General features: G+C 52.6%; 22 protein-coding genes and 1 pseudogene. 20 read left to right on the top strand and 3 right to left on the bottom strand.

Features of this window, described 5'->3' with window-relative positions; translation table 11 throughout:
* Positions 1-90 precede the first annotated feature (90 nt).
* The 6 genes from ftsY (at position 91) to ABSH60_RS10725 (ending at position 9,151) form a co-directional block, all read left to right on the top strand.
* The gene (gene ftsY, locus ABSH60_RS10700) at positions 91-1,569 is read left to right on the top strand and encodes a signal recognition particle-docking protein FtsY (RefSeq protein ID WP_390973881.1); all 1,479 of its coding nucleotides are present in this window, start codon (positions 91-93) and stop codon (positions 1,567-1,569) included.
* Between the two features lie 5 nt (positions 1,570-1,574).
* The gene (gene ftsE, locus ABSH60_RS10705) at positions 1,575-2,237 is read left to right on the top strand and encodes a cell division ATP-binding protein FtsE (protein ID WP_056772179.1); all 663 of its coding nucleotides are present in this window, start codon (positions 1,575-1,577) and stop codon (positions 2,235-2,237) included.
* On the top strand, positions 2,237-3,217 hold the full coding sequence (gene ftsX, locus ABSH60_RS10710) for a permease-like cell division protein FtsX (RefSeq protein WP_122096532.1): 981 nt from the start codon (positions 2,237-2,239) through the stop codon (positions 3,215-3,217). Before ftsE ends, ftsX begins: the two co-directional genes overlap by 1 nt.
* Before the next feature lie 327 nt (positions 3,218-3,544).
* On the top strand, positions 3,545-4,402 hold the full coding sequence (gene rpoH / locus ABSH60_RS10715; protein ID WP_122096533.1) for an RNA polymerase sigma factor RpoH: 858 nt from the start codon (positions 3,545-3,547) through the stop codon (positions 4,400-4,402).
* Positions 4,403-4,961: 559 nt separating this feature from the next.
* Positions 4,962-8,117 (top strand): autotransporter domain-containing protein, encoded by a 3,156-nt coding sequence (locus ABSH60_RS10720; RefSeq protein ID WP_390973884.1) that lies wholly within the window; start codon positions 4,962-4,964, stop codon positions 8,115-8,117.
* 116 nt (positions 8,118-8,233) lie between these two features.
* A complete protein-coding gene (locus tag ABSH60_RS10725) occupies positions 8,234-9,151 on the top strand; it encodes a LysR family transcriptional regulator (RefSeq protein ID WP_390973886.1) in 918 nt (305 codons plus the stop codon).
* Between the two features lie 44 nt (positions 9,152-9,195).
* On the opposite strand, the gene panM is transcribed toward ABSH60_RS10725, so the two are convergent.
* Entirely contained in the window at positions 9,196-9,597 is a 402-nt protein-coding gene (panM, locus tag ABSH60_RS10730) for an aspartate 1-decarboxylase autocleavage activator PanM (RefSeq protein WP_390973888.1), read from the bottom strand.
* A 404-nt stretch (positions 9,598-10,001) separates the two neighbouring features.
* On the opposite strand from panM, the gene ABSH60_RS10735 reads away from it, so the two are divergent.
* The 14 genes and pseudogenes from ABSH60_RS10735 to ugpQ all read left to right on the top strand — a co-directional run bounded on the left by ABSH60_RS10735 (position 10,002) and on the right by ugpQ (position 23,274).
* Positions 10,002-11,114, top strand: coding sequence for a branched-chain amino acid ABC transporter substrate-binding protein (locus tag ABSH60_RS10735; RefSeq protein ID WP_056772160.1), 1,113 nt, complete (start codon positions 10,002-10,004; stop codon positions 11,112-11,114).
* 240 nt (positions 11,115-11,354) lie between these two features.
* Positions 11,355-12,281, top strand: a complete 927-nt coding sequence (livH, locus tag ABSH60_RS10740) for a high-affinity branched-chain amino acid ABC transporter permease LivH (protein ID WP_056772157.1) — start codon at positions 11,355-11,357, stop codon at positions 12,279-12,281.
* Positions 12,278-13,567: a high-affinity branched-chain amino acid ABC transporter permease LivM gene (locus ABSH60_RS10745; protein WP_056772153.1), complete on the top strand. Its 1,290-nt coding sequence runs from the start codon at positions 12,278-12,280 to the stop codon at positions 13,565-13,567. Before livH ends, ABSH60_RS10745 begins: the two co-directional genes overlap by 4 nt.
* Positions 13,564-14,334 (top strand): high-affinity branched-chain amino acid ABC transporter ATP-binding protein LivG, encoded by a 771-nt coding sequence (gene livG / locus ABSH60_RS10750; protein WP_013577465.1) that lies wholly within the window; start codon positions 13,564-13,566, stop codon positions 14,332-14,334. The genes ABSH60_RS10745 and livG overlap by 4 nt, the downstream gene beginning before the upstream one ends.
* Positions 14,335-14,347: 13 nt before the next feature.
* The gene (livF, locus tag ABSH60_RS10755; protein ID WP_136376388.1) at positions 14,348-15,049 is read left to right on the top strand and encodes a high-affinity branched-chain amino acid ABC transporter ATP-binding protein LivF; all 702 of its coding nucleotides are present in this window, start codon (positions 14,348-14,350) and stop codon (positions 15,047-15,049) included.
* Positions 15,050-15,180: 131 nt separating this feature from the next.
* On the top strand, positions 15,181-16,368 hold the full coding sequence (locus ABSH60_RS10760; protein ID WP_122096541.1) for a PLP-dependent aminotransferase family protein: 1,188 nt from the start codon (positions 15,181-15,183) through the stop codon (positions 16,366-16,368).
* A gap of 339 nt (positions 16,369-16,707) precedes the next feature.
* Positions 16,708-17,322: a hypothetical protein gene (locus ABSH60_RS10765; protein ID WP_390975736.1), complete on the top strand. Its 615-nt coding sequence runs from the start codon at positions 16,708-16,710 to the stop codon at positions 17,320-17,322.
* On the top strand, positions 17,309-17,566 hold the full coding sequence (locus tag ABSH60_RS10770; RefSeq protein WP_390973892.1) for a hypothetical protein: 258 nt from the start codon (positions 17,309-17,311) through the stop codon (positions 17,564-17,566). Before ABSH60_RS10765 ends, ABSH60_RS10770 begins: the two co-directional genes overlap by 14 nt.
* 3 nt (positions 17,567-17,569) lie before the next feature.
* Positions 17,570-18,039 (top strand): annotated as a pseudogene (locus ABSH60_RS10775) (Hcp family type VI secretion system effector).
* Between the two features lie 202 nt (positions 18,040-18,241).
* On the top strand, positions 18,242-19,555 hold the full coding sequence (gene ugpB / locus ABSH60_RS10780) for a sn-glycerol-3-phosphate ABC transporter substrate-binding protein UgpB (RefSeq protein WP_183850407.1): 1,314 nt from the start codon (positions 18,242-18,244) through the stop codon (positions 19,553-19,555).
* Positions 19,556-19,721: 166 nt separating this feature from the next.
* On the top strand, positions 19,722-20,609 hold the full coding sequence (gene ugpA, locus ABSH60_RS10785) for a sn-glycerol-3-phosphate ABC transporter permease UgpA (RefSeq protein WP_056772129.1): 888 nt from the start codon (positions 19,722-19,724) through the stop codon (positions 20,607-20,609).
* The gene (gene ugpE / locus ABSH60_RS10790) at positions 20,606-21,451 is read left to right on the top strand and encodes a sn-glycerol-3-phosphate ABC transporter permease UgpE (RefSeq protein ID WP_122096543.1); all 846 of its coding nucleotides are present in this window, start codon (positions 20,606-20,608) and stop codon (positions 21,449-21,451) included. The genes ugpA and ugpE overlap by 4 nt, the downstream gene beginning before the upstream one ends.
* 6 nt (positions 21,452-21,457) lie before the next feature.
* Positions 21,458-22,531, top strand: coding sequence for a sn-glycerol-3-phosphate import ATP-binding protein UgpC (locus ABSH60_RS10795; protein WP_056772125.1), 1,074 nt, complete (start codon positions 21,458-21,460; stop codon positions 22,529-22,531).
* 2 nt (positions 22,532-22,533) lie between these two features.
* Positions 22,534-23,274 (top strand): glycerophosphodiester phosphodiesterase, encoded by a 741-nt coding sequence (ugpQ, locus tag ABSH60_RS10800; RefSeq protein WP_390973895.1) that lies wholly within the window; start codon positions 22,534-22,536, stop codon positions 23,272-23,274.
* 54 nt (positions 23,275-23,328) lie between these two features.
* On the opposite strand, the gene ABSH60_RS10805 is transcribed toward ugpQ, so the two are convergent.
* Together ABSH60_RS10805 and ABSH60_RS10810 are read right to left on the bottom strand one after the other, a co-directional pair.
* Entirely contained in the window at positions 23,329-24,003 is a 675-nt protein-coding gene (locus tag ABSH60_RS10805; protein ID WP_136375142.1) for a hypothetical protein, read from the bottom strand.
* 246 nt (positions 24,004-24,249) lie between these two features.
* Positions 24,250-24,552 carry a DUF2756 domain-containing protein gene (locus tag ABSH60_RS10810; RefSeq protein ID WP_390973897.1) on the bottom strand — a complete coding sequence of 101 codons (303 nt, stop codon included), beginning with the start codon at positions 24,550-24,552 and terminating at the stop codon, positions 24,250-24,252.
* Positions 24,553-24,622 lie beyond the last annotated feature (70 nt).

A 24,622-nucleotide genomic window follows, 5' to 3' on the forward strand; every position in this document is an offset into this window, starting at 1 on the left:
TGCCGGAAGGGGAAAGTGATAGACTGCCCGATCATAACCCTATTAATAATCCGTTCGCCAATCATTAGCGGCGAGGAGTGAAGTTGTAAAATGGCAAAAGACAAAAAACGCGGTTTCTTCTCCTGGTTTGGCCGTGGCCGTCAGGAAGAAGAGCAGCAGAAAGAAGAAACACGCGAAGAACTGCCGGTTGTCGAAGAGCCCGGCGTCCCCGTTGAACCGGAGCCGGTCACTGAACCCGAGCCGGTTATCGAGCCTGAACCTCTTAAAGAACCTGAGCCCGAGGTCAGGGAGCCTGAACCTTTAGCCGCCGCTGAGGAACTGGCAGACGACATCGTTCACATCACCGAACAGGTTGCTGCTAAGCCGGTGGCGGCGGAAGAAACCGCCGCCCCTGAGCCGGTCGTCATTGAAGCTGAAATCGAAGAGCCGATCATCATTGCCGCGCCGGTGGTGGAAGAGCCGGTGGTGCAGGAATCGCAGATTGTCGAAGACGACTTCGTGGAGTCAGCCGCCGAGATGGCAGAAGACGCCCGCGAAGACGTTCTTGATGCCATCGACGACAGCGTGGCGGTTGACGATGAACCGCTTGTGGCGCTGGAGCCGATCGTTGTGCTGCCCGCCGGTGAAACCGAGCAGGAACGCCCGACCAAAGAAGGCTTCTTCGCCCGTCTCAAACGCAGTCTGGTCAAAACCCGTCAGAATCTGGGCTCCGGTTTTGTCGGCCTGTTCCGTGGTAAGAAAATCGACGACGAGCTGTTTGAGGAGCTGGAAGAACAGCTGCTGATCGCCGACGTTGGCGTCGAAACCACGCGCAAAATCATCACTTCCCTGACCGAGCATGCTTCCCGTAAGCAGCTGAAAGACGCGGATGCGCTTTACGGCAAGCTGAAGGAAGAAATGTCCGAAATTCTGTCAAAAGTGGAACAGCCACTGGATGTCAGCGGGAAAACCCCGTATGTCATTCTGATGGTGGGCGTGAACGGCGTGGGTAAAACCACCACCATCGGTAAGATGGCGCGTCAGTTCCAGGCGCAGGGCAAATCAGTGATGCTTGCCGCAGGTGATACCTTCCGCGCCGCGGCGGTTGAACAGTTGCAGGTCTGGGGTCAGCGTAACAAGATCCCGGTGATTGCTCAGCAAACCGGTGCAGATTCAGCCTCGGTGATTTTTGATGCCATTCAGGCAGCCAAAGCCCGTAACGTCGACGTATTGATCGCTGATACCGCAGGCCGCCTGCAAAATAAAGCGCATCTGATGGAAGAGCTGAAGAAAATCGTCCGTGTGATGAAGAAGCTCGACGAAGATGCTCCGCATGAGGTTATGCTGACGCTTGACGCCAGTACCGGCCAGAATGCCGTCAGCCAGGCAAAATTGTTTAACGAAGCGGTCGGGCTAACCGGCATTACGTTGACTAAACTGGACGGCACCGCGAAAGGCGGCGTGATATTCGCCATCGCCGATCAGTTCAGCATTCCGATTCGTTATATCGGGGTCGGCGAAGGTATCGAAGATTTAAGGCCGTTTAAGGCAGACGATTTTATTGAGGCACTTTTTGCCCGAGAGGATTAATACGGATGATTCGCTTTGAACAGGTCAGTAAAGCTTATCTGGGCGGACGACAGGCGCTTCAGGGCGTCAATTTTCACATCCAGCAAGCGGAAATGGCATTTCTGACCGGTCACTCTGGCGCGGGTAAAAGTACCCTGCTGAAGCTGATTTGCGGTATTGAGCGTCCCAGCGCCGGACAGATTTTGTTTGGCGGCCACGACATCAGTCGCCTGAAATCCAGTGAAGTGCCGTTCCTGCGTCGTCAGATTGGTATGATCTTCCAGGACCACCATCTGCTGATGGATCGCACGGTGTATGACAACGTGGCGATGCCGCTGATTATCGCCGGTGCCAGCACCGAAGATATTCGCCGGCGCGTCTCGGCAGCGCTGGATAAAGTCGGGTTGTTGGATAAAGCCAAAAATCTGCCCATCCAGCTGTCTGGTGGTGAACAACAGCGTGTGGGCATTGCCCGCGCGGTGGTCAACAAGCCTGCGGTGCTGCTGGCGGATGAACCGACCGGTAACCTCGACGGCGAACTGTCGGAAGGTATCTTGCGTTTATTCGAAGAATTTAACCGGGTTGGCGTTACCGTACTGATGGCAACGCACGACGTGGGTCTGATTGCCCGTCGTAATTACCGCACGCTGACGCTGAGTCAGGGGCGTATGTCGGGAGGAATGTACTGATGGCGAACAGCCCAAACCCGACAAAAACCGCAAAAAGCGCCCGCGCCGCCAAAAGTAAGGCGTTGCAGGGCGGCTGGCGTGAACAGTGGCGCTATGCGTGGATGAACGCGCTGGCCGACATGCTGCGTCAGCCTTTGGCGACGCTGCTGACGGTGATGGTGATCGCCATTTCCCTGACGTTGCCGAGCGTGTGCTATCTGGTGTGGAAAAACGTCAGTACGGCGGCGGAGCAGTGGTATCCCACGCCACAGCTGACGGTGTATCTCGACAAAGCGCTGGACGACAACGCCGCGGAAAACGTGGTGAAAACCCTCAAAACCGAAGCGGGCGTGGACAAGGTTAACTATCTGTCGCGCGAAGAAGCGATGGGTGAGTTCCGTAACTGGTCAGGTTTTGGCGGTGCAATGGATATGCTTGAGCAAAATCCGCTGCCCGCTGTGGCGATCATTACGCCGAAAATGAATTTCCAGGACTCCGCCACACTCAACACCCTGCGCGATCGCGTAGCGGCGGTGCAGGGCGTGGATGAAGTGCGTATGGATGACAGCTGGTTTGCCCGTCTGGCGGCGCTGACGGGGCTGGTCGGGCAGATTGCTGCGATGATCGGCATCCTGATGGTCATTGCCGTATTCCTGGTCATTGGTAACAGTGTGCGTCTGAGCATCTTCAGCCGCCGCGATACCATCAACGTGATGAAGCTGATTGGCGCAACCGATGGATTCATTTTGCGGCCGTTCCTTAACGGTGGCGCGATGCTTGGATTTACCGGCGCATTGCTCTCGCTGATCCTCTCGGAAGTGCTGGTGCTGCGCCTTGAGAGCGTGGTGACGCAGGTCGCGCAAGTCTTCGGTACCACCTTTGATCTTCACGGTCTGGGCTGGGATGAAAGTCTGCTGTTGCTCCTGATTTCTGCGATGATCGGCTGGATCGCCGCCTGGCTGGCAACGGTTCAACATTTACGGCGATTTACACCACAGTAGCGTTTTTTTGCTATAATCTCCCCCTGCTGCTCAAGAATTGTGTTTCAGGGGGAGAGCCGCTTCATCTCATCTTCATTCTCTTTCCTGCTTTCCCTCAATGGCACAAATTCACTATCCAATAGTCAGTCTGTCACTTACAGTCTTCAGACTGTTGAATCTGCCCCTGAACTTTTTGTAAAATTCGTGGTCGAAAAGCAGCGAATATGAAGGGCTCGGCGTTGCTTTGTTGTGGTCAGATTGTGTTTCAATCAAGGCCAGCAACAGGGCGGTATCATCCCGCAGCAACGTGGTATAAAACCTGCATTACGTCATACATGAGAGGCTTGAATGACCAAAGAAATGCGCACTTTAGCACTGGTACCCCAAGGTAGCCTGGAAGCCTATGTTCGGGCGGCCAATGCCTATCCTATGCTGACCGCAGAGGAAGAACGGGCACTGGCTGAACGGCTGCATTACGACGGTGACCTGGAAGCGGCTAAACACCTGATCCTGTCTCACCTGCGCTTTGTTGCTCACATTGCCCGCAACTATTCAGGTTACGGTTTGCCACAGGCGGACCTTATCCAGGAAGGTAACATCGGCCTGATGAAAGCGGTTCGCCGTTTTAATCCGGAAGTGGGTGTACGTCTGGTGTCCTTTGCGGTGCACTGGATCAAAGCCGAAATTCACGAATATGTGCTGCGTAACTGGCGCATCGTGAAAGTCGCCACCACCAAAGCGCAGCGTAAGCTGTTCTTCAACCTGCGTAAAAACAAACAGCGTCTGGGCTGGTTCAGCCACGACGAAGTGGAGCACGTGGCCCGAGAACTGGGCGTGACCAGCAAAGATGTGCTGGAAATGGAATCACGCATGGCCGCACAGGACATGACGTTTGACCCAACGCCGGATGACGAACCACGCGACGGCGCGGCGATGGCACCGATGTTGTATCTGCAAGATAAGAGTTCTGACTTCGCAGAAACCATCGAAGAAGATAACTGGGATCAGGACGCGACCGACAAACTTTCCTCAGCAATGGAAGGTCTGGACGAGCGCAGCCAGGATATCATTCGTGCACGCTGGTTAGATGACGATAACAAATCGACTTTGCAGGAGCTTGCCGACAAGTACGGCGTGTCCGCAGAGCGTGTTCGTCAGCTGGAAAAGAACGCGATGAAAAAACTGCGTATGGCGATCGAAGCCTGATACGGCAGTTCATCAAGAATACGTCACCTTCGGGTTAAAAAACTGGTCACTTCGGTGGCCAGTTTTTTTTTGCCCTTATTCCACAGCTCCCTCCGCTTTGATAACCCCTCCTTTTCAACATCCTGACTTCTTTGCCTGAAGTAATGATTTCTCCCCCCGGTCTTTCAGTCAATCCTGCGCTCTTTTACAGAGGCATAGTCCTGTCCGAAGAGAGAAATATATAATCTATATAAAAAAACTATTAATTAGAAATCAAATATTCTGTATATTAATATATTCTCTAAGAATATTATTTTACTTAACTTCGTCGATCGGTTTGATCGAGTAAATATTCTGTAACTGCATAAAACTACTGCTTATTTGATTATTAGATCGTCAGGATCGAAATTTTTCATTTTTTATGGAAAATATAATGGATTATTTTTATTCAGAAATGTTAATGAGGTTGATCACTCCTGCACTTCTAAAATAAATACTCTCCAGCTATTGATTAACAGAGGGTTTGAGTTTTTTCAGAGGTCATGAGGGATTATTTATTCTGTTTGAAAGGATTCATTTAATGAAAAAGATAAAGTTATTACCCCTTTGTATTATTCTTGCCCTGAGTCAGCAGAATTCATTTGCTGCCACTCCTCTCTCCGGTCCTGCTCCCGCTTGTCCAAAAAATATTGATGGTTTAAGTCAGGCCGATAAAGACGCACTTCCCGCAGCGTGTCAAAAATCAGGAATTACTGAGCAGCAGTTATGGATAACGGGAGGCGCGCTTGCCGGAGTGGCTGCGGTGGTCGGTATTGCCATGTCAGCTGGCGGCGGCGGCGGTGGCGATTCAGATGACGGCGGCAGCACACCACCAAATCCGGACGACGGCGGCAACACGCCACCGAATCCGGACGACGGCGGCAACACGCCACCGAATCCGGATGACGGCGGTAACACGCCACCGAATCCGGATGACGGCGGTGATACGCCACCGAATCCGGACGATGGCGGTGATACGCCACCGGATCCCGATGATGGTGGCGATACGCCAGATCAAACGCCGGTGACCACCACTTATCCAAACGGACTGTCAGTGACGATGGTGCCGGGCGCAACGACCGCTTCGCTGACGCTCAGCGGTGAGACTATGCAGGCAGTGAAGCAGGCGAACGGCACCTGGCTTGTCACGGATTCGACGGGCAAAACCTATACTGCGCAGACGCTGGATCAGGCCACGGGCGCGATCACCGGTTACAGCATTGCCGATCGAAAATCATGGACCCTGGATGCAACGACACCCACCGGGAAAAAAATCTGGACGTCGCAATATCTCGATGTGAGTGGGAAATTGGAAAACGGGGAAATTATATATACCGGCACTATAGTGGTGGAAAATAAAGTTGGCCAAAAATATATAATAGACCCATACCAAGTGAGTTCACTTCCCGTTTATGTTCCTGATGGTATTAATGATAAAGGCCGTGTAAGGATAGAGGATAACGCCATATTTTTGAATTCAGGACGTATGGAGTTGGATGATGGCGTTGACGATTCTACCTTTGCTTTTGCCCCAAACAATTATATGTATACACTTGATGCTGTACGGCTGGACAATGGTGTATTTATTAATACCGGAGCTGTCACTGGCCGGTTTAGTTCAATTATCAGCCTGAACAGCTCAGATATTTATAATTCAGGCACCATTTCTGTGCTCGGTGAGGATGGAAAGTATGCTTTTGCTGGTAAGGATAATGTGATAACCACCAGTCTCTTTATCCTGGGGGGGGATTCGGCACAAAGTACAGATACCTGGACCAATACATCAACCGGGGTGATTACCGCCAGAGGGGGAACATCGGTCCTTTCAGATTTCGGTGGCAACATTGTTTATTCTGACCCACAGGCATCAGGATCTGCTCATGATCAGGGGACCATCAATGCGGTCAATGATGGCCTGATCGATTTCTCTCTGCTTAATTCGGTTAGCGCTAAACCAGATCTCATCTCTCCGAACACCCTGGCCGCAGTTTCATTAGGTAACAGCGCCGGCACGGTCAATACCTTTGTCAACAATGGCACAATGACCGTCAGCGGCGGTAATGCGGTGGCAATGTATGGTCAAAATAATACGACGCTGGTCAACAACGGGACGATCAATCTTGGCGATTCCAGCCTTTCTATCGCGGAAAATGGTACCGGGCTTGTGGCCTTTAAAGCGGTGGGCGACAACGTCACGGCCTATAACCAGGGCACGGTGAATATCAATGCCGACGGTTCCTATGTGTTTGACCGCGCAGGCAGCGCCACGGCGCATCTGGTGAATACCGGTGAAGTGAATGTGCGTGCGGGTGTGACGTCGTATGGGTTGGTGAAAGGCGAAGCCGGTACTGTTGTCGATACTACCTCGGTTTACCGCAGCACGGTCAGCAACTATACCGTAGGCACCACTGCCGCCGGCACGTCAGGGACAATGACGGTCAGCCATGCTGATTTGAACGACGTTTCTGTTGATACCGGTTTTACCTCCGGCACCGCTGCCCAGACCCAAACCTTCGACAATGTCTTTGTGGGTGAAGATATTCAGGGCGCGGAAAACATACAGTCAACCAGCGTCGTCTGGTCCGCCAGCGCGCAGACTGATCAGAGTGGCAACGTTGATGTCACGATGAGCAAAAACAGTTATCAGGACGTGGTCAGCAGTGATGCCAGCGCGCAGAACATGGCCGCCACGCTCGATGCGAACTACACCAATAACGCGTTGTATAGCAGCCTCAATCTGCAAACCGCGTCGGAAGTCGATAAAGCGATGCGTCAGCTTTCCGGCGTGGATGCCACCACCGCTTTCAAAGAGGCGCGTGTGCTGAGCCAGCGTTTCAATATGCTGGCCGATAACGCCATCGTATTGCCGTCAGGTTTTGGTTTTAATCTGGTGGATAAAAACGATAAACGCAGCGAACTGGGCAACGATACCCGTTATGACATGATGGCCCTGAGTCAGAGTTTTGACCTCAGTGCAGGTCAGAAGATGCAAATGCAGTACGGTATTGCGCGTCTGGACGGTAACGGCATCGATGGCAAAAGCAAAGCGGGTGATAACGGGTTGACCGGCGGTTACAGCCAGTTCTTCGGCATCAATCACAGCGTAGATTTTGGCAGTCTGAAACTGACCAACGCCCTGCGCTACGACGTGCATCAGCTGGAAAGTAACCGCAGCATCCGTTATTCCGGTGTTAACCAGACCGCCAGTTCTGACAACAGCCAGCAGTACATGGAATGGCGCAGCCAGTTCAGCAGAGGGTTTGACGTGGCAGAAGGTTTAAATCTGACCCCTTCTGTGGGCATGAAACTTCGCCACACCAATAACGATGCTTACAGCGAAAGAGGCGCGGGTGATTTCAATCTGAATATGGATTCCAGCAACGAAACGGCAGTAGATGCGGTCATCGGTGTTCAGATGAAATATGCGGCATCGAATGGCTGGGCGATGAATGCCTTGCTGGAAGGCGGGCCGAATCTCAGTTATACCCAATCTGCGCAGAAAGCCTCTTTGCAGGGCGCGAACAATGCCAGCTTTACGATGAATGACGATCAGCAGGGTGGTGGCTTTAATGGTGTCGCCAAAATGGGGCTGAGTTATGGCGGCAAGGCCGGCAAACTTGCCTTCGATGCTTATCAATGGAAAGAAGATGATATTGTCGATAAAGGTTTGTCATTAGGCTATCAATATAACTTCTAAATCATTTTATTAGTTCTTCAAAGCGGCCGCGAGGCCGCTTTATTCATCCCCTGTTTTCATAAAATGACATTGGTCATGGCGCTTAAAAGAGAGTCATCACCTGGAATGGAGTTTTCATGAGCATCGATAATATTAATAAGCTATACAGGAAATTTGATATAAACCTGCTTCCTTTATTTGTTTTACTTTTTGAGTGTGGCAGCGTAAGCCAAACCGCATCGCGTCTGGGGGTATCTGCTTCGGCAGTTTCGCAGTCATTAAATAAACTGAGGGGATATTTTTTTGATCCGCTCTTTGTTCGTGATTGCCAGACGATGATACCCACGGACACCGCCAGGCATTTATATTTCTTAGTGCATGATGATATGGTGAAACTGATTGAGGATATTGACCAACTCCTTGATGCCAACGCTATAAAGAAACTGGTGATCCGCTGTTCAGATTATCTTTGTGTCAGATTATTTTCCGATATCTCAGACGTGGTGATGTCGCAACACCCTAAATATCAGGTCATTCACGATTCGGCCTTTGAGAGGCCAGAGTCTACAATGTCTTTTTCTGGCATGACTGAAATCATTCTTGGTTTCACACCCTGTCAGGACAGTTCTTACGAAAATGTAAAAATAATGGATGAAGAGCTGTGTTACATCTGCTCAGATAATCATCCACGCGTGAAAGATGTGCTGACAGAGGAGAACTTTCAGAATGAAGAATATATTGTATTTTACCGGATGAAGAATAAAGAAGATGAAATTGAAGGGTTCATTCCTAAGTCGAGATTCTTCAGTCTGCTGGAATATAATTCATTTATCACCTTGCTGAAAACGGTAGAAAACAGCGAATGTATTTGCATCATACCAAAATGGGTTTTAGACCATTTTAAAGAGATATTCAGTATTAAATGTATTGATTCCGTCCAAAAACTCCTGCCTTTACCCGTCTATCTGAGTTATCAGAAATCGATGGCGTCAGACCAAACGATTAAAGATATTCTCCGGCATTTTTCAACGCAGGCATTTGCAGGCGTGCTCTGACCCACCTTTCATTCCCTTACCAGGGAAAGTGCCTGTACCGGGCTTCAGTGTTTGCTGGGCCCCTGCAGGTTTTTTATCCAGCGGCCATTTTCATGGTGAAAACCACACGCCGTCATAAAGGCATCCAGCACGGGTTCCGGCTCGGCTTTCATTGTCCAGCTTTTCACCTGCGGCAATTGCGCCTGCAAATCTTCCATCAGATATAACCCGACACCGCGACGTCGCGTCACTTCGCGCACCAGCAGATCGCTGAGTTCACCCTGACTGCCGTTGAGCCGGATTTTCACGGCACCCAGAATGCGTTCATTAAACACCGCCGCAAACAGCGCACGATCATTTTGCAGGCTGGCTTGCCAGTCGTTTTGCGTTTGCTCAGGCCAGATTTTTGCCAGATCGATCAGGTCTTGTGCGCTGAGGGAGGTGAGTCTTTGAATCGTTAATTTCATGATGCGGAAGGTCTGAAAAAAGGAGGCGTGTAGTGTAGCGGATCCTGCTAAAAACCGGGCGTAACTTTTTTTGTACAGTAACAGCGCGAAAACTTTTTTGGCGATCCCTGTATAAGCGATAAATGTTGGCTTTAATCAATAATGCCAGCGTTTACCACTGATTGTCTGACAGGGAACCGATTTAATGCCCAGATAAAATTCTGTTTACACCTCATATTTCTGATTGTGCTATTTGATTTGCAGAAGAAAATTCCTGTTTAATGATATGAATTATAAAGTCTTATTCGAAAATAAGACGAAATAAGCCGGTAACTCGTTATTACTTATACTAAATTTCTTAAGTGATGACGTTTTGAACAGGCAAAGAAAGCGCAAACCACAACACACATCAACGGGGTAATCGGATGAAAGTAACAAAGGGTAAGATCTGGCTGGCAGGGTGTATTGCATTGGCAATGAGTCAGGCCGCGTTTGCAAAAGATATTAAAGTCGCCATCGTGGGCGCGATGTCCGGTCCGGTTGCCCAGTATGGCGATATGGAATTTACTGGCGCGAAACAAGCCATCGCTGACATCAACGCCAAAGGCGGCGTAAAAGGCGACAAACTGGTTGGCGTCGAATATGACGATGCCTGTGACCCGAAACAAGCGGTCGCCGTGGCTAACAAAGTGATCAACGACGGTATCCGTTACGTGATCGGCCACCTGTGTTCCTCTTCCACTCAGCCCGCTTCCGACATCTATGAAGATGAAGGCGTGTTAATGATCACACCGGCTGCGACCAACGCAGACCTGACCACCCGTGGTTACAAAATGGTGATGCGCACCACCGGCCTGGATTCCGATCAGGGCCCGACCGCTGCGAAATACATCCTCGACACCATCAAACCAAAACGTATCGCCGTGGTGCATGACAAACAGCAATACGGCGAAGGCCTGGCCCGTTCCGTACAGGACGCGCTGAAAAAAGGCGGCGGCAACGTGGTGCTGTTTGAAGGCGTCACCGCAGGCGATAAAGACTTCTCCACCCTGGTGGCGCGTCTGAAGAAAGAAAACGTCGATTTCGTTTATTTCGGCGGTTACTACCCGGAAATGGGCCAGATCCTGCGTCAGTCAAAACAGGCCGGTCTGAACGCGAAATTCATGGGTCCGGAAGGCGTGGGCAACTCCTCACTGTCTAACATTGCCGGTGATGCTTCTGAAGGCATGCTGGTGACGCTGCCAAAACGTTATGACCAGGTTCCGGCGAACCAGCCAATCGTTGACGAACTGAAAGCCAAAAAACTGGATCCAACCGGTCCGTTCGTCTGGACGACTTACGCCGCATTGCAGGCGCTGACCACCGGTATGGAACGCAGCGGCAGCATGGAACCGGCTGATATTGCTAAAAACCTGAAATCAGCGTCAGTGGATACCGTCATGGGCCCGCTGAGCTGGGATGATAAAGGTGACCTGAAAGGATTCGAATTCGGTATTTTCGAATGGCATAAAGACGGCACGTCTACCCCAATCAAATAAATGCCCGGCATCCTTCAGGTTGCAGGGGGGTTGGCTGCACTCGCTCACCCGAATCACTGACTCATGTCAGCGCATCGGGATCCGTTCGATTGCCGCCTGCCTGCAACCAGAATGATTTTGGCATTGCTATGCAGTAGTAGCAGAACAGCGCATTACTCTGCCCGGCGTCTGGTGTTATATGAGGCGCCGGGTTGCAGTCTCAGCACAAGTTTTCAAACCCTTGATTAATAAGGATAGGGTATGTCAGAGCAGTTCCTCTATTTCACTCAGCAAATGTTCAACGGCGTCACGTTGGGCAGCACCTATGCGCTGATCGCCATTGGTTACACCATGGTTTACGGCATTATCGGCATGATCAACTTCGCCCACGGCGAGGTGTATATGATCGGCAGTTATGTCTCCTTTATCGTAATCGCCGCCCTGATGATGATGGGTATCGACGCCAGCTGGTTGCTGATCGGTGCCGGTTTTATCGCCGCGATTGTGATTTCCAGTGCCTACGGCTGGAGTATTGAACGCGTGGCGTATAAGCCGGTGCGTAACTCCAAGCGTCTTATTGCACTGATTTCTGCCATCGGGATGTCTATTTTTCTGCAAAACTACGTCAGCCTGACCCAGGGCTCGCGTGATCTCGCCTTACCGAGTCTGGTGACCGGCCAGTGGACACTGGGCGAAGCTAACGGCTTTGCGGCGACCATCAGCACCATGCAGCTGATCATCTGGATAGTGACTTTTGTTGCCATGCTGGCGCTGACGCTGTTCATCCGTTATTCACGCATGGGCCGCGCCTGTCGCGCCTGCGCGGAAGATCTCAAAATGGCCAGCCTGCTGGGGATCAGCACTGACCGCGTGATCTCACTGACTTTCGTCATCGGCGCATTAATGGCGGCGGTGGCGGGCGTTCTCCTCGGTCAGTTCTACGGCGTCATCAACCCGTACATCGGCTTTATGGCCGGGATGAAAGCCTTCACCGCGGCGGTTCTCGGCGGTATCGGCAGCATTCCGGGGGCGATGATCGGCGGCCTGATTTTAGGCGTGGCCGAAGCGCTGACCTCGGCGTATCTGAGCACCGAATACAAAGACGTGGTCTCCTTCGCGCTGCTGATCGTGGTGCTGCTGGTACTGCCGACCGGTATTCTAGGACGTCCGGAGGTTGAGAAAGTATGAAGCGCCTGAATCTGTTAAATGCGCTGGTTTCCGCTTTCGTCCTGCTGGTGCTGGCCGCATTCATCATGGGATTACAGCTGAGCCTCGATGGCACAAAACTGGTGGTCAACGGGGCCGGTGAAGTGCGCTGGACGTGGATTGCCATCGGTTGTGCGATTGTTTTTGTGTTCCAGCTGTTCCGCCCGATGGTCAGCAGCAGCCTGAAAAAAATCTCCGGGCCGGGCTGGGTGTTGCCGAGCTTTGACGGCTCGACGCCGAAACAAAAACTGCTGGCGCTGGTGCTGATTATCGCCGCCATCGCCTGGCCGTTTATCGTCTCACGCGGCACGGTGGATATCGCCACGCTGACGCTCATCTACATCATGCTCGGCCTCGGCCTGAACGTGGTGGTCGGGCTGTCCGGCCTGCTGGTGCTGGGTTACGGCGGCTTTTACGCCATCGGCGCTTACACCTACGCGCTGCTCAATCACTATTACGGCATCGGGTTCTGGGAAGCGTTACCGCTGGCTGGTCTGGTGTCGGCGGCATTTGGTTTCCTGCTCGGATTCCCGGTTCTGCGATTGCGGGGCGACTATCTGGCGATTGTGACGCTCGGCTTCGGTGAAATCGTTCGTATCCTGCTGCTCAACAATACCGAACTGACCGGCGGGCCGAACGGCATCAGCCAGATCCCCAAACCGACGCTGTTCGGGCTGGAATTCAGCCGCACGCCGCGCGACGGCGGCTGGGACACCTTCAGCAACTTCTTTGGCGTGGCCTACGACCCGAGCGACCGCATCATCTTCCTGTACATGGTGGCGCTGCTGCTGGTGATCGCCACCTTGTTCATCATCAACCGTTTGCTGCGTATGCCGCTGGGCCGTGCGTGGGAAGCGTTGCGTGAAGATGAAATTGCCTGCCGGTCACTCGGGCTGAACCCGACCCGCATCAAACTGACCGCGTTTACCATCAGCGCCGCGTTTGCCGGTTTTGCCGGTACGCTGTTCGCCGCGCGTCAGGGCTTTGTCAGCCCGGAATCCTTCACCTTTGCGGAATCCGCTTTCGTGCTGGCTATCGTGGTGCTCGGCGGCATGGGCTCGCAGTTCGCGGTGATTCTGGCGGCGATTCTGCTGGTGGTTTCCCGTGAGCTGATGCGCGACCTGAACGAATACAGCATGTTACTGCTCGGTGCGTTAATGGTGCTGATGATGATCTGGCGTCCGCAGGGCTTGCTGCCGATGAAACGTGTCCATCTCAAACTGAAGCTTTCTAAGAAACAAATCGCGGATCAGGGGGAACAGGCATGAGCACGCAACCTCTGTTAGCGGTTGAAGGTCTGATGATGCGTTTTGGCGGCCTGCTGGCGGTCAACAACGTGGCGCTGAACCTCAACCAGGGCGAAATTGTTTCGCTGATCGGCCCGAACGGCGCCGGTAAAACCACGGTGTTTAACTGCCTGACCGGTTTCTACAAGCCGAGCGGCGGCACCATTAAACTGCGCGACCAGCATCTTGAAGGGTTACCGGGGCAGAAAATCGCCCGCATGGGCGTGGTGCGGACTTTCCAGCACGTGCGTCTGTTCCGCGAAATGACCGTGATTGAAAACCTGCTGGTTGCCCAGCATCAGCACCTGAAAAGCGGCGTGCTGGCGGGCTTGTTCAAAACGCCGGGATTCCGTCGCGCTGAAGCGGATGCGCTGGACCGCGCTGCCGACTGGCTGGAACGTGTCGGGCTGCTCGAACTGGCCAACCGTCAGGCGGGGAATCTGGCGTACGGCCAGCAACGCCGTCTCGAGATTGTGCGCTGCATGGTGACGCGTCCGGAAATCCTGATGCTCGACGAACCGGCAGCCGGCCTGAACCCGCGGGAAACCGAAGAGCTGAACCAGCTGATTGCCGAGCTGCGTAACCAGCACAACGTGTCGGTGCTGCTGATTGAGCACGACATGAAACTGGTGATGGGCATTTCTGACCGCATCTACGTGGTGAATCAGGGCACGCCGCTGGCGCAGGGCACACCGGCTGAAATTCGAAACAATCCGGATGTGATCCGTGCGTATCTTGGCGAAGGGTAAGGGACAGAACACGATGTTGTCATTCAATCAGGTATCCGCCCATTACGGCAAAATTCAGGCGCTGCATGAAGTCAGTCTGAGTATTAATAAAGGGGAAATCGTCACGCTGATCGGCGCGAACGGTGCGGGTAAAACCACGCTGCTCGGCAGTTTGTGTGGCGAACCGCGTGCGACGAACGGCTCGATCATTTTCGAAGGGCAGGACATCACCCGGTGGCAGACCGCCAAAATCATGCGTGGCGATATCGCGATTGTGCCGGAAGGCCGCCGCGTGTTCTCCCGCATGACGGTGGAAGAGAATCTGGCGATGGGCGGTTTCTTTGCCACACGTGACCAGTTTCATGCCCGTCTGGAGCGCGTATTTACGCTGTTTCCGCGCCTGAAAGAGCGCCGTGTGCAGCGCTCCGGCACCATGTCCGGCGGTGAACAACAGATGCTGGCGATTGGCCGTGCGCTGATGAGCCAGCCGCGTTTGCTGCTGCTCGATGAACCGTCGCTGGGGCTGGCGCCGATCATCATCCAGCAGATTTTTGACACCATCCAGCAACTGCGCGAAGAGGGGATGACCATCTTCCTGGTCGAGCAAAACGCCAATCAGGCGCTCAAACTCGCCGACCGCGGTTATGTGCTGGAGAACGGCCATGTGGTACTGGAAGATACCGGTGCGGCATTGCTGGCGAACGAAGCGGTGCGTGCGGCCTATCTCGGCGCATAAATTGGCTTCGGATTTCAAAAATCTGTGATAAATCTATAAAACCGCACGGCTGGCGCTTTGCGGTTTTTATTTTGTCGATAAATTAACAACTCTTACATTCTTATAACTTGGCTACTCATCAGGAACATTTCATGAACACAGAAGGTTTACTCGCCGCCCGCATGGTCAGGCTCAAAAGCTCAGCCATCCGGGAACTGCTTAAACACAGCAAAATGGAAGGCGTTATTTCACTGGCGGGCGGTATTCCTTCTTCGGCGCTGTTCGATTTCGACGGCCTGCGCGAAGCCACGCAGCAGGCGATCACTGAACAGCCTGAGCACGCTTTCCAGTACGGTCTGACGGAAGGCAGCCATACGCTGCGTGAGCGTATTGCTGAGCTTTGTGAAGAGCGTGGTGTGGTTGCCGGTGCCGACGACATCGTGGTCACCGCCGGTTCCCAGCAGGCGCTGGATCTGGTGATGCGTGCGGTGGTGAACCCGGATGATATTTTCGTGGTGGAACGGCCGACCTATCTGGCGGCGTTACAGACGCTGGAACTGGCCGAAGCGCAGATCCTCTCCGTCGGCTCCGACGGCGACGGCATGATTGTCGATGAACTGGCTGAACTGCTGAAAACCCGCAAAATTAAAGGCGTCTATCTGGTGCCGACATTCGGCAACCCGAGCGGTGTAACCCTGAGCCGCGCCCGTCGTGAACAACTGGTGAAACTGGCGGCACAGCACGAATTCCTGATTGTAGAAGATGACCCGTATGGCGAACTGCGTTTCACCGATGAACGCCAGCCGACGTTGTTTGAGCTGTCAAAAGCGTTGTTCGGCCACGCCGAGAACATCATCTATACCTCGACCTTCTCTAAAATTCTGGCGCCGGGTCTGCGTCTGGGCTGGGTGATCATGCCAGACTGGTTGCTGCACAAAGTTGCCATCATTAAACAAGCGGCGGATCTGCACGCCAGCGCGCTGTCACAGTCAATTGCCGAATGCTATCTCGGCCTGGGGCGTTTGCCTGCACAAATCGAAACCATCCGTGCGGCGTACAAAAAGAAATGTCAGGTCATGGCTGAGCTGCTCGAGCGTGAACTGGGCGACGTGCTGACCTTCGAATATCCGAAAGGCGGTATGTTCCTGTGGGCGCGTTTCCGCGAGCCGCGCAACTGCGCTGAATGGATGAAAAAGACGCTGGAGCAGGGCGTGGTGTTTGTGCCGGGCGAATTCTTCTATGCCGATAATCCGGATCACTCGACCTTCCGCCTGTCGTTCGCAACGGCGACCGAAGAACAAATGCACGAAGCGGTGGCCCGCCTGAAACGCGCGCTGTAATTTCTCTTTATCGTATTCCCTGAGGCGCATCAGTAACCTGATGCGCCTTATTTTTTTGCTTCATCGCGTGGGTGTCCGGAAAAGTGGGATAATCTAAGGGTAACCCCCCATCGGCATAGACTGCCAAAGTCAGTGGCTACTGGTTCATATCTCTCCCTAATATTCAGCGATATAACACACGTTTAATGAAGAAAGTTGGAATTTAGAATATCTTGTCATTAAACCATTTATGTATTAAGGTTTTTTTTCAACACGAAATCAGGGAAGTATATCGTGGCAGACACCGATAATATTTCAAGTGATATAGAAGATATTGCGTGTAGAATTTCAGACATCATCATGTCCCCCGCCACAATTACCGGATTAATTAATGGCGCGCTTACCGTTCCTTTGGATATAGGGTATCTGGCCCTGGGGTATTTTGATACAGACTCCCGCTTTGCACATCAGACACAGCGTTTCCGAATGGCTGAAGCAATACATAATGACATATTGAATTACAAACATATAACACATGCGGTAGGGATTATATTTAACGAATTCGATAAATATACCTCAGTAAACAAACAAAATAATGCCTATCGTGGTGTCGTATCTTCAGTGGCAGGGCGTTTAATTACCGCGAAACTGATTGCGGTAATCGGTGCTGCTGTGCTTGCGAGAGTGTCATTTATCGGCGCCCAAAGTGCCAAAAACTGGATTGGCAGGGTGACGATGATTTTACTGATAGGGGGAATGAGTGAGCGCTCAATAAGAAAGTCAGAAAGCCTTGCCATCGAAGCCCCGGAGATTTACAGACTCCTTCGTCCACAGGATTATGACCTTACTTACTTTCTTTTTGAACCTGCGGTTAAACCGTTCATTGATGCGGTGCACATAGGTGCGACGCGCGGGCAGCCTGAATTTGACAGGATAATCGATGCTGTGGGGCGAAAACTGCATGTCACACAATAAACCGCTTCTTGTTGTCGCAAAAGGCGCCGCGAAAGGGGTGATATTTGCCGTCGTCAAAGTATGGGATTTTTTTGAATCTGTGCTTTTTGTTGGCGGGTTAATCGGATGCCTGATGCTGCCAGTTGTATGGCCTATGAAATTTGTTTATGTCGCAGGATGGCTGGTTTTTTTCTTCTGTGTATCAAAGTACATCGGAAAAATAGAAGGCCATAGGAAAAAAAGAAACGTTAAATTAAGGAAATAAAAAATGTCTAATCCTGCTTATTTGTGGTTAACGGATGAAAATGGTTCTCCTATTATCGGAAGCTGTAATGTTCACGGGCGTATTGGCTCTATTGAAGTGAAATCACTTTCACATCATCTGACAGTTCCGACGGACAGGAATACAGGAAAATTAACAGGCACGCGTATTCATACGCCGATCCTATTCCAAAAGGAATTTGATCGCACAACACCCATACTTTACCGTGCGATTAGTCAGGGACATCCGCTGAATTAAAAATGTATCACACAGCAGATGCTGGTGTAGAAGCGGAGTATTTCAACATTCGCATGGAAAATGTGAAAATCACCGGCATTACTCCGAGCCTTCATCCCGATTCGGGAACAGGAACGCATCTGGAAAATATTGAAATTCGCTATGAGTCAATTCAATGGAAATATGTCGACGGAAACATAATATTTAAAGACAGCTGGAATGAACGCACCGTTGCATAACGCTAATAAGATAAGCCGTCCTGAGGACGGTTTATCATTACGCTTAACCGCCATGAACCTCATTTTTTGCCATCTGCCTGTCATCACCGCTTAACTTCATCGTAACCTTATTGTCATTTTTCCGTGTCATTTTACCTCCCGACTCTACCCGGCATATTTCAGGCTGCACTTGCAGCACACCAGCAGAATTCAGGAGACAGGCATGTTCATCAACCTCAAAAAAACGGTTATCGGCACCGCGCTGGCGCTGGCTTTCAGCGCCAATGCTTTCGCTGTGACAGAAATTCCTTTCTGGCATTCAATGGATGGCGAGTTAGGCAAAGAAGTGAACTCACTGGCTGACCGTTTTAACCAGACGCACCCTGATGTCAAAATCGTGCCTGTTTACAAAGGCAAATATGACGAAAGCCTGGCTGCGGGTATCGCCGCGTACCGTACCGGTAATGCACCGGCGATTTTGCAGGTGTACGAAGTGGGTACCGCGACCATGATGGCCAGCAAAGCCATCAAGCCAGTCTACGAAGTGTTCAGCGATGCCGGTCTTAAGCAGGATGTGTCTCAGTTCGTGCCGACCGTTTCCGGTTACTACTCCGATTCCAAAGGCCGCCTGCTGTCCCAGCCTTTCAACAGCTCCACGCCGGTGCTGTATTACAACAAAGATGCGTTCAAGAAAGCCGGTCTGAACCCGGATCAGCCACCAAAAACCTGGCAGGACATGGCCGCCTACACCGAGAAATTGCGTGAAGCGGGCATGAAATGCGGATATGCCAGCGGCTGGCAGGGTTGGATCCAGATTGAAAACTTCAGCGCCTGGCACGGCCTGCCGATCGCCACCAAAAACAACGGTTTCGATGGCACTGATGCAGTTCTGGAATTCAACAAACCTGAACAAATCAAACATATCCAGATGCTGGAAGACATGAACAAAAAAGGTGATTTCACCTATTTTGGTCGTAAAGATGAATCCACCGCCAAGTTCTACAACGGCGATTGTGCGATGACCACCGCGTCTTCCGGTTCACTGGCTGACATCCGTCAGTATTCTAAATTCAACTACGGCGTAGGCATGATGCCTTACGACGCAGACATCAAAGGCGCACCACAAAACGCCATCATCGGCGGCGCAAGCCTGTGGGTGATGAACGGCAAAGACAAAGACACCTACAAAGGCGTCGCCGAATTCCTGCAATTCCTGACCACGCCGGCCATCGCTGCCGAATGGCATCAGAAAACCGGTTATCTGCCGGTGACCACCGCCGCGTATGAGCTGACCAAAAAAGAAGGCTTCTACGAGAAGAATCCAGGTTCTGACGTCGCTACCCGCCAGATGCTGAACAAACCACCGTTACCGTTCACCAAAGGCCTGCGTCTGGGCAACATGCCGCAGATCCGTACCATTGTGGATGAAGAACTGGAAAGCGTGTGGAGCGGTAAGAAAACGGCGAAAGAAGCACTGGATACCGCAGTACAGCGCGGGAACTTACTGCTGCGTCGCTTCGAAGCTTCTACTAAGTAAGTCGGCTACTGTGCATTGCCCGTCTGGATTGGGCAGTGCCTGCTCTCGTCATGGACGTTGTGTCCGCGCCGGGAGCTGTGCGCTGTCCGCACCCGGTCTGGCTTCGCTCGCTACGCCTCCTCCGGCGTAGCCTGCCTTTTGTCATCGCATTAACGAGTAAACCATCATGAGTTCACACCGTCCCGGTTTTGGTTGCAGCTGGTTGCCTTACGCACTGGTGCTGCCGCAGCTGTTAATCACCGCGATATTCTTCCTGTGGCCTGCCGGTCAGGCGCTGTGGTATTCGGTGCAGACGCTGGATCCTTTCGGCTTATCCAGTACCTTCGCCGGTCTGACAAACTTCACGCAGCTTTTTCAGGATCCGTACTATCTCGAATCTTTCTACACCACGCTGAAATTCAGCTTTATGGTGGCCTTTATCGGACTGGCCGTTTCGCTGTTTTTCGCGGCGCTGGTCGATCACGTGGTGCGCGGCAGCCGGATTTATCAGACGCTGATGATCCTGCCTTACGCCGTGGCGCCTGCCGTGGCCGCCGTCTTGTGGATGTTTTTGTTCAGCCCCGGTCTGGGCCTGATCACCCATTTTTTAGGCTCGATTGGCTACAACTGGAACCACGCACAAAACAGCGGTCAGGCGATGTTCCTGGTGGTGCTGGCGTCGGTCTGGAAGCAAATCAGCTACAACTTCCTGTTCTTCCTGGCGGCGTTGCAGTCGATCCCTAAATCGCTGGTGGAAGCGGCGGCGATCGACGGCGCAGGCCCGGTAAGACGTTTCTTCAATCTGGTGCTGCCGCTGATTTCGCCGGTGAGTTTCTTCCTGCTGGTGGTCAATCTGGTGTACGCCTTCTTCGATACCTTCCCGGTCATTGATGCCGCGACGGCCGGTGGCCCGGTGCAGGCGACCACCACGCTGATTTATAAAGTCTATCGCGAAGGTTTCTCCGGCCTGGATCTGTCCAGCTCTGCCGCGCAGTCCGTGATTCTGATGCTGCTGGTTTGCGGCCTGACGTTCATTCAGTTCCGCTTTGTCGAGCGTAAGGTGCGTTACCAATGATTGAAAACCGCAGAGGGCTGGATATCTTCAGCCACATCATGCTGCTGCTCGGCGTGCTGGTGATTTTGTTTCCGCTGTATGTCGCCTTTGTGGCGGCGTCGCTGGATAACAAACAGATTTTTGAGGTGCCGATGACGCTGATCCCAGGCAGTCATTTATGGGAAAACATCAGCACCATCTGGACGCAGGGCGTCGGCAATAACAGTCCGGCGTTTGGCCGTTTGCTGGTCAACAGTTTTGTGATGGCAATCGTTATCACCGTCGGCAAGATTTCCGTCTCGATGCTGTCGGCGTTCGCCATTGTCTACTTCCGTTTTCCACTGCGTAACCTGTTCTTCTGGCTGATTTTCATGACGCTGATGCTGCCGGTGGAAGTGCGTATTTTCCCGACCGTGCAGGTGATCGCCAATCTGCATATGCTCGACAGCTACACCGGCCTGACACTGCCGCTGATGGCGTCGGCGACCGCCACCTTCCTGTTCCGTCAGTTCTTTATGACCTTGCCGGATGAGCTGCTGGAAGCCGCGCGCATCGACGGCGCAGGCGCCATGCGCTTTTTCTGGGACATCGTTTTGCCGCTGTCGAAAACCAATCTCGCGGCGCTGTTCGTTATCACCTTCATTTATGGCTGGAACCAGTATCTGTGGCCGATCCTGATCACCAGCGATGCCTCGATGGGCACGGCGGTGGCGGGGATCAAAAGCATGATCTCCTCCGGCGACGGCTCGACCCAATGGAATCAGGTGATGGCGGCCATGATCCTGACCTTATTACCACCGCTGGCGGTGGTGCTCCTGATGCAGCGCTGGTTTGTGCGCGGCCTGGTAGACAGTGAGAAGTAAACCGAAATGGCAAATTTGAAATTACAGGCAGTGACCAAGTCTTACGACGGCAAAAACCAGATCATCCAGAGTATCGATCTGGACGTCGCCGACGGCGAATTTATCGTGATGGTCGGCCCTTCCGGCTGCGGAAAATCGACGCTGCTGCGTATGGTGGCGGGACTTGAGCGCACGACGTCCGGCGATATCTACATTAACGACCAGCGCGTCACCGAGCTGGAACCGAAAGATCGCGGTATCGCGATGGTGTTCCAGAACTACGCGTTGTATCCGCACATGACCGTGTTCGACAACATGGCGTATGGCCTGAAAATTCGCGGATTCGGCAAAGCGCAGATCCTTGCCCGCGTTGAAGAAGCCGCACGCATCCTCGAGCTCGGCCCGCTGCTTAAACGCAAGCCGCGTGAGCTTTCCGGCGGCCAGCGTCAGCGTGTGGCGATGGGGCGCGCTATCGTGCGCGAACCGGCAGTATTCCTGTTCGACGAACCCCTCTCCAACCTCGACGCCAAACTGCGCGTGCAGATGCGCCTTGAACTACAACAGCTTCACCGCCGTCTGCGCACCACCAGTTTGTACGTCACCCACGATCAGGTCGAAGCCATGACGCTGGCGGAACGCGTGATCGTGATGAACAAAGGCATTGCGGAACAAATCGGTACGCCGTCGGAAGTGTATCGCCGTCCGGCCAGCCTGTTTGTCGCCAGCTTTATCGGCTCACCGGCCATGAATCTGCTGCCCGGCCAGCTGACCAGCGACGGCACGTCGCTGGTGATGGAAGACGGTTTTGAGTTACCGCTGCCGGTTCCGCGCCCGGAATGGGGTGGCCGGGAGCTGACCGTTGGTGTTCGTCCAGAACACATTCAGCTGACCGACGATCAGCAAAAAGGGATCCCGATGGTGCTTAACACGCTGGAACTGCTGGGCGCCGATAATCTGGCGCACGGCAAACTGGCGGGCAGCGGCGTTGTGGTGCGTTTATCGCATGAAGTGTTTCCGACGGCAGGCTCGCTGTTGCGCTTGGATTTCCCGGCGAAAGCGTTACACTTTTTCGATACTCAAACCGGATTACGGATGGAATGAACATGAAAGCCTGGCCTTACCCTCGCATTGTGGCGCACCGTGGCGGCGGCGCACTGGCACCGGAAAATACGCTGGCAGCCATCGACGTTGGCGCAAAATACGGCCACACCATGATCGAGTTTGACGCCAAACTGGCGCAGGGCGGGGAAATCTTCCTGCTGCACGACGATACGCTCAACCGCACCAGCAACGGCTGGGGCGTGGCGGGGGAACTGCCGTGGGAAAAACTGCAACAGCTCGACGCGGGCGACTGGTACGGTGCCGCGTTTAAAGGCGAGAAATTGCCGTTGCTGGCCGAGGTGGCCGAACGCTGTGCGCGCCACAATATGATGGTGAATATCGAGATCAAACCGACCACCGGAACCGATGAGAAAACCGGTACCGGGGTGGCGCTGGCCGCCCGCGAACTGTGGAAAGATCAGGCCGTTGCGCCGCTGCTTTCTTCGTTCGAATTCGACGCGCTGGTCGCGGCCAAAAAAGCCGCACCGGAATTGCCGCGGGGTTTGCTGATTGATGAATGGCACGAAAACTGGAAAGCGCTGACCGATGAACTGGAATGCGTTTCCCTGCATCTCAACCATAAATTGCTTAACGAAGAGCGGGTCAGGGCGATCAAAGACGCCGGGCTGCATATTCTGGTTTACACCGTGAATAACCCGGAGCGCGCCCGCGAATTATTGCGCTGGGGCGTGGATTGCATCTGCACGGATAAGATTGATGTGATCGGGCCGGATTTTGTCTGATAACAAAAAATAAGGCGCGGTCATCGCGCCTTATTCATTTCACCGCAATAATCCTCAGTGCTTCAGCAGGCGTGGAAGTTGGTTATCCAGTTCCAGCAGGCAGGAATCCATATATTTTTCGGTGGTTTTGGTGACCAGCGCATAGTTATTTGCCTGCCAGTCTGTGAGCGGAGCGGTCACGACAGTCGGCGTACATTCTGCAATAACCCAGGCGGAGAACATATTCGCATCTTCAGGTTTCTTGTAGAACTTAATGGTATAGCGCAGTTCATAATCAGAGTTAGCGCTGGAGAGATCTTTATAAACCAGCAACCACTGTGCAGCCACAATATTCAGATTGTTTTTATACTGATAGCCGTTGCCGTTTTTTTCCAGCCAGTTTGCGATGAGAGGCTTGGCTCTTGGCGTGAGGTAGTTTTTCGTGGGTTCTGGCAGGGCTTTGATCTCCGATCCTTTCAGGTTTTCCTTACTGAAGGAATTTACGGCAATTCCTCCGGCAAGCACGGATGTCAGAACATTCAGCCCCACGCCTGCCGCCGTGTAAGAGGGCGTCACTTCACGTAAATAGATATCAGGCGAGCGGTTGTTATTCATATCTGCTGAAGCAAAACCAGAGTACAAGCCAACACTGCTGCCATTAGCGGCAGTGATTTTTTCAGATTGAGTCGTGGCACACGCGGATAATAATAAGCTTGCAGCGACGACGACAATCCCTGTTGAAACTTTCATGCAACAATTTCCCTTTTAGCTTTATAAAAATCTATCAATGCGTCTTCAGGTATTAACCCTGTTTTATTCATTGTGTTGTTTCTGGGGCAGAACGACGTTATTCCTGTCGGCCAGGAAGATTAAAGCATTAATAAAAATATTAGGGAAGGCGTGATTTATTTAGTGCGAAATATTACCGGAGGTAAATAGTCGGGGAAGGAGAACGGCTTTTAAAAAACCAAGAGGCACTGAGTGCCTCCGGTCATATTACGGTGTCTGATTTAACTTCTGGTTTAACGTCTGGTTATTCTGCTGGATCTGCAACCGTTGCTGATTGCTCTGGATTTGCGATTTCAGCTTAAGCTGTTGCTGCTGCTGACTGTTGCGTAAATCCTGCTCCTGCTGGCGTTTCTGCATTTGCTGATTGTTCTGCTGCTGTTGTTGCATACGCTGTTGCGACGGGTTGGTCAGCAGGGGATCGTTAGCGTTGGGCACTTTGTCGGCGGCGCCCGCAGTGTGAACGGCAAGCAGCAATGGCAGTACGGCAATAATTCCATATAAGCGTTTCATCGGTTCATCCTCCATTTCCAGTCATCCGTTAAGTGTATGCCATCACACCCGACAGCGTGTCATTTGAGGG

It is taken from the genome of Rahnella sp. R3(2024) (assembly GCF_042920125.1).
GTDB classification, from domain to species: Bacteria; Pseudomonadota; Gammaproteobacteria; order Enterobacterales; family Enterobacteriaceae; genus Rahnella; species Rahnella rivi.

Coding starts and splice junctions, on each gene's coding strand:
- ftsY (WP_390973881.1), top strand. CDS start 91: ATGGCAAAAGACAAAAAACGCGGTTTCTTCTCCTGGTTTGGCCGTGGC.
- ftsE (WP_056772179.1), top strand. CDS start 1,575: ATGATTCGCTTTGAACAGGTCAGTAAAGCTTATCTGGGCGGACGACAG.
- ftsX (WP_122096532.1), top strand. CDS start 2,237: ATGGCGAACAGCCCAAACCCGACAAAAACCGCAAAAAGCGCCCGCGCC.
- rpoH (WP_122096533.1), top strand. CDS start 3,545: ATGACCAAAGAAATGCGCACTTTAGCACTGGTACCCCAAGGTAGCCTG.
- ABSH60_RS10720 (WP_390973884.1), top strand. CDS start 4,962: ATGAAAAAGATAAAGTTATTACCCCTTTGTATTATTCTTGCCCTGAGT.
- ABSH60_RS10725 (WP_390973886.1), top strand. CDS start 8,234: ATGAGCATCGATAATATTAATAAGCTATACAGGAAATTTGATATAAAC.
- panM (WP_390973888.1), bottom strand. CDS start 9,597: ATGAAATTAACGATTCAAAGACTCACCTCCCTCAGCGCACAAGACCTG.
- ABSH60_RS10735 (WP_056772160.1), top strand. CDS start 10,002: ATGAAAGTAACAAAGGGTAAGATCTGGCTGGCAGGGTGTATTGCATTG.
- livH (WP_056772157.1), top strand. CDS start 11,355: ATGTCAGAGCAGTTCCTCTATTTCACTCAGCAAATGTTCAACGGCGTC.
- ABSH60_RS10745 (WP_056772153.1), top strand. CDS start 12,278: ATGAAGCGCCTGAATCTGTTAAATGCGCTGGTTTCCGCTTTCGTCCTG.
- livG (WP_013577465.1), top strand. CDS start 13,564: ATGAGCACGCAACCTCTGTTAGCGGTTGAAGGTCTGATGATGCGTTTT.
- livF (WP_136376388.1), top strand. CDS start 14,348: ATGTTGTCATTCAATCAGGTATCCGCCCATTACGGCAAAATTCAGGCG.
- ABSH60_RS10760 (WP_122096541.1), top strand. CDS start 15,181: ATGAACACAGAAGGTTTACTCGCCGCCCGCATGGTCAGGCTCAAAAGC.
- ABSH60_RS10765 (WP_390975736.1), top strand. CDS start 16,708: ATGTCCCCCGCCACAATTACCGGATTAATTAATGGCGCGCTTACCGTT.
- ABSH60_RS10770 (WP_390973892.1), top strand. CDS start 17,309: ATGTCACACAATAAACCGCTTCTTGTTGTCGCAAAAGGCGCCGCGAAA.
- ugpB (WP_183850407.1), top strand. CDS start 18,242: ATGTTCATCAACCTCAAAAAAACGGTTATCGGCACCGCGCTGGCGCTG.
- ugpA (WP_056772129.1), top strand. CDS start 19,722: ATGAGTTCACACCGTCCCGGTTTTGGTTGCAGCTGGTTGCCTTACGCA.
- ugpE (WP_122096543.1), top strand. CDS start 20,606: ATGATTGAAAACCGCAGAGGGCTGGATATCTTCAGCCACATCATGCTG.
- ABSH60_RS10795 (WP_056772125.1), top strand. CDS start 21,458: ATGGCAAATTTGAAATTACAGGCAGTGACCAAGTCTTACGACGGCAAA.
- ugpQ (WP_390973895.1), top strand. CDS start 22,534: ATGAAAGCCTGGCCTTACCCTCGCATTGTGGCGCACCGTGGCGGCGGC.
- ABSH60_RS10805 (WP_136375142.1), bottom strand. CDS start 24,003: ATGAAAGTTTCAACAGGGATTGTCGTCGTCGCTGCAAGCTTATTATTA.
- ABSH60_RS10810 (WP_390973897.1), bottom strand. CDS start 24,552: ATGAAACGCTTATATGGAATTATTGCCGTACTGCCATTGCTGCTTGCC.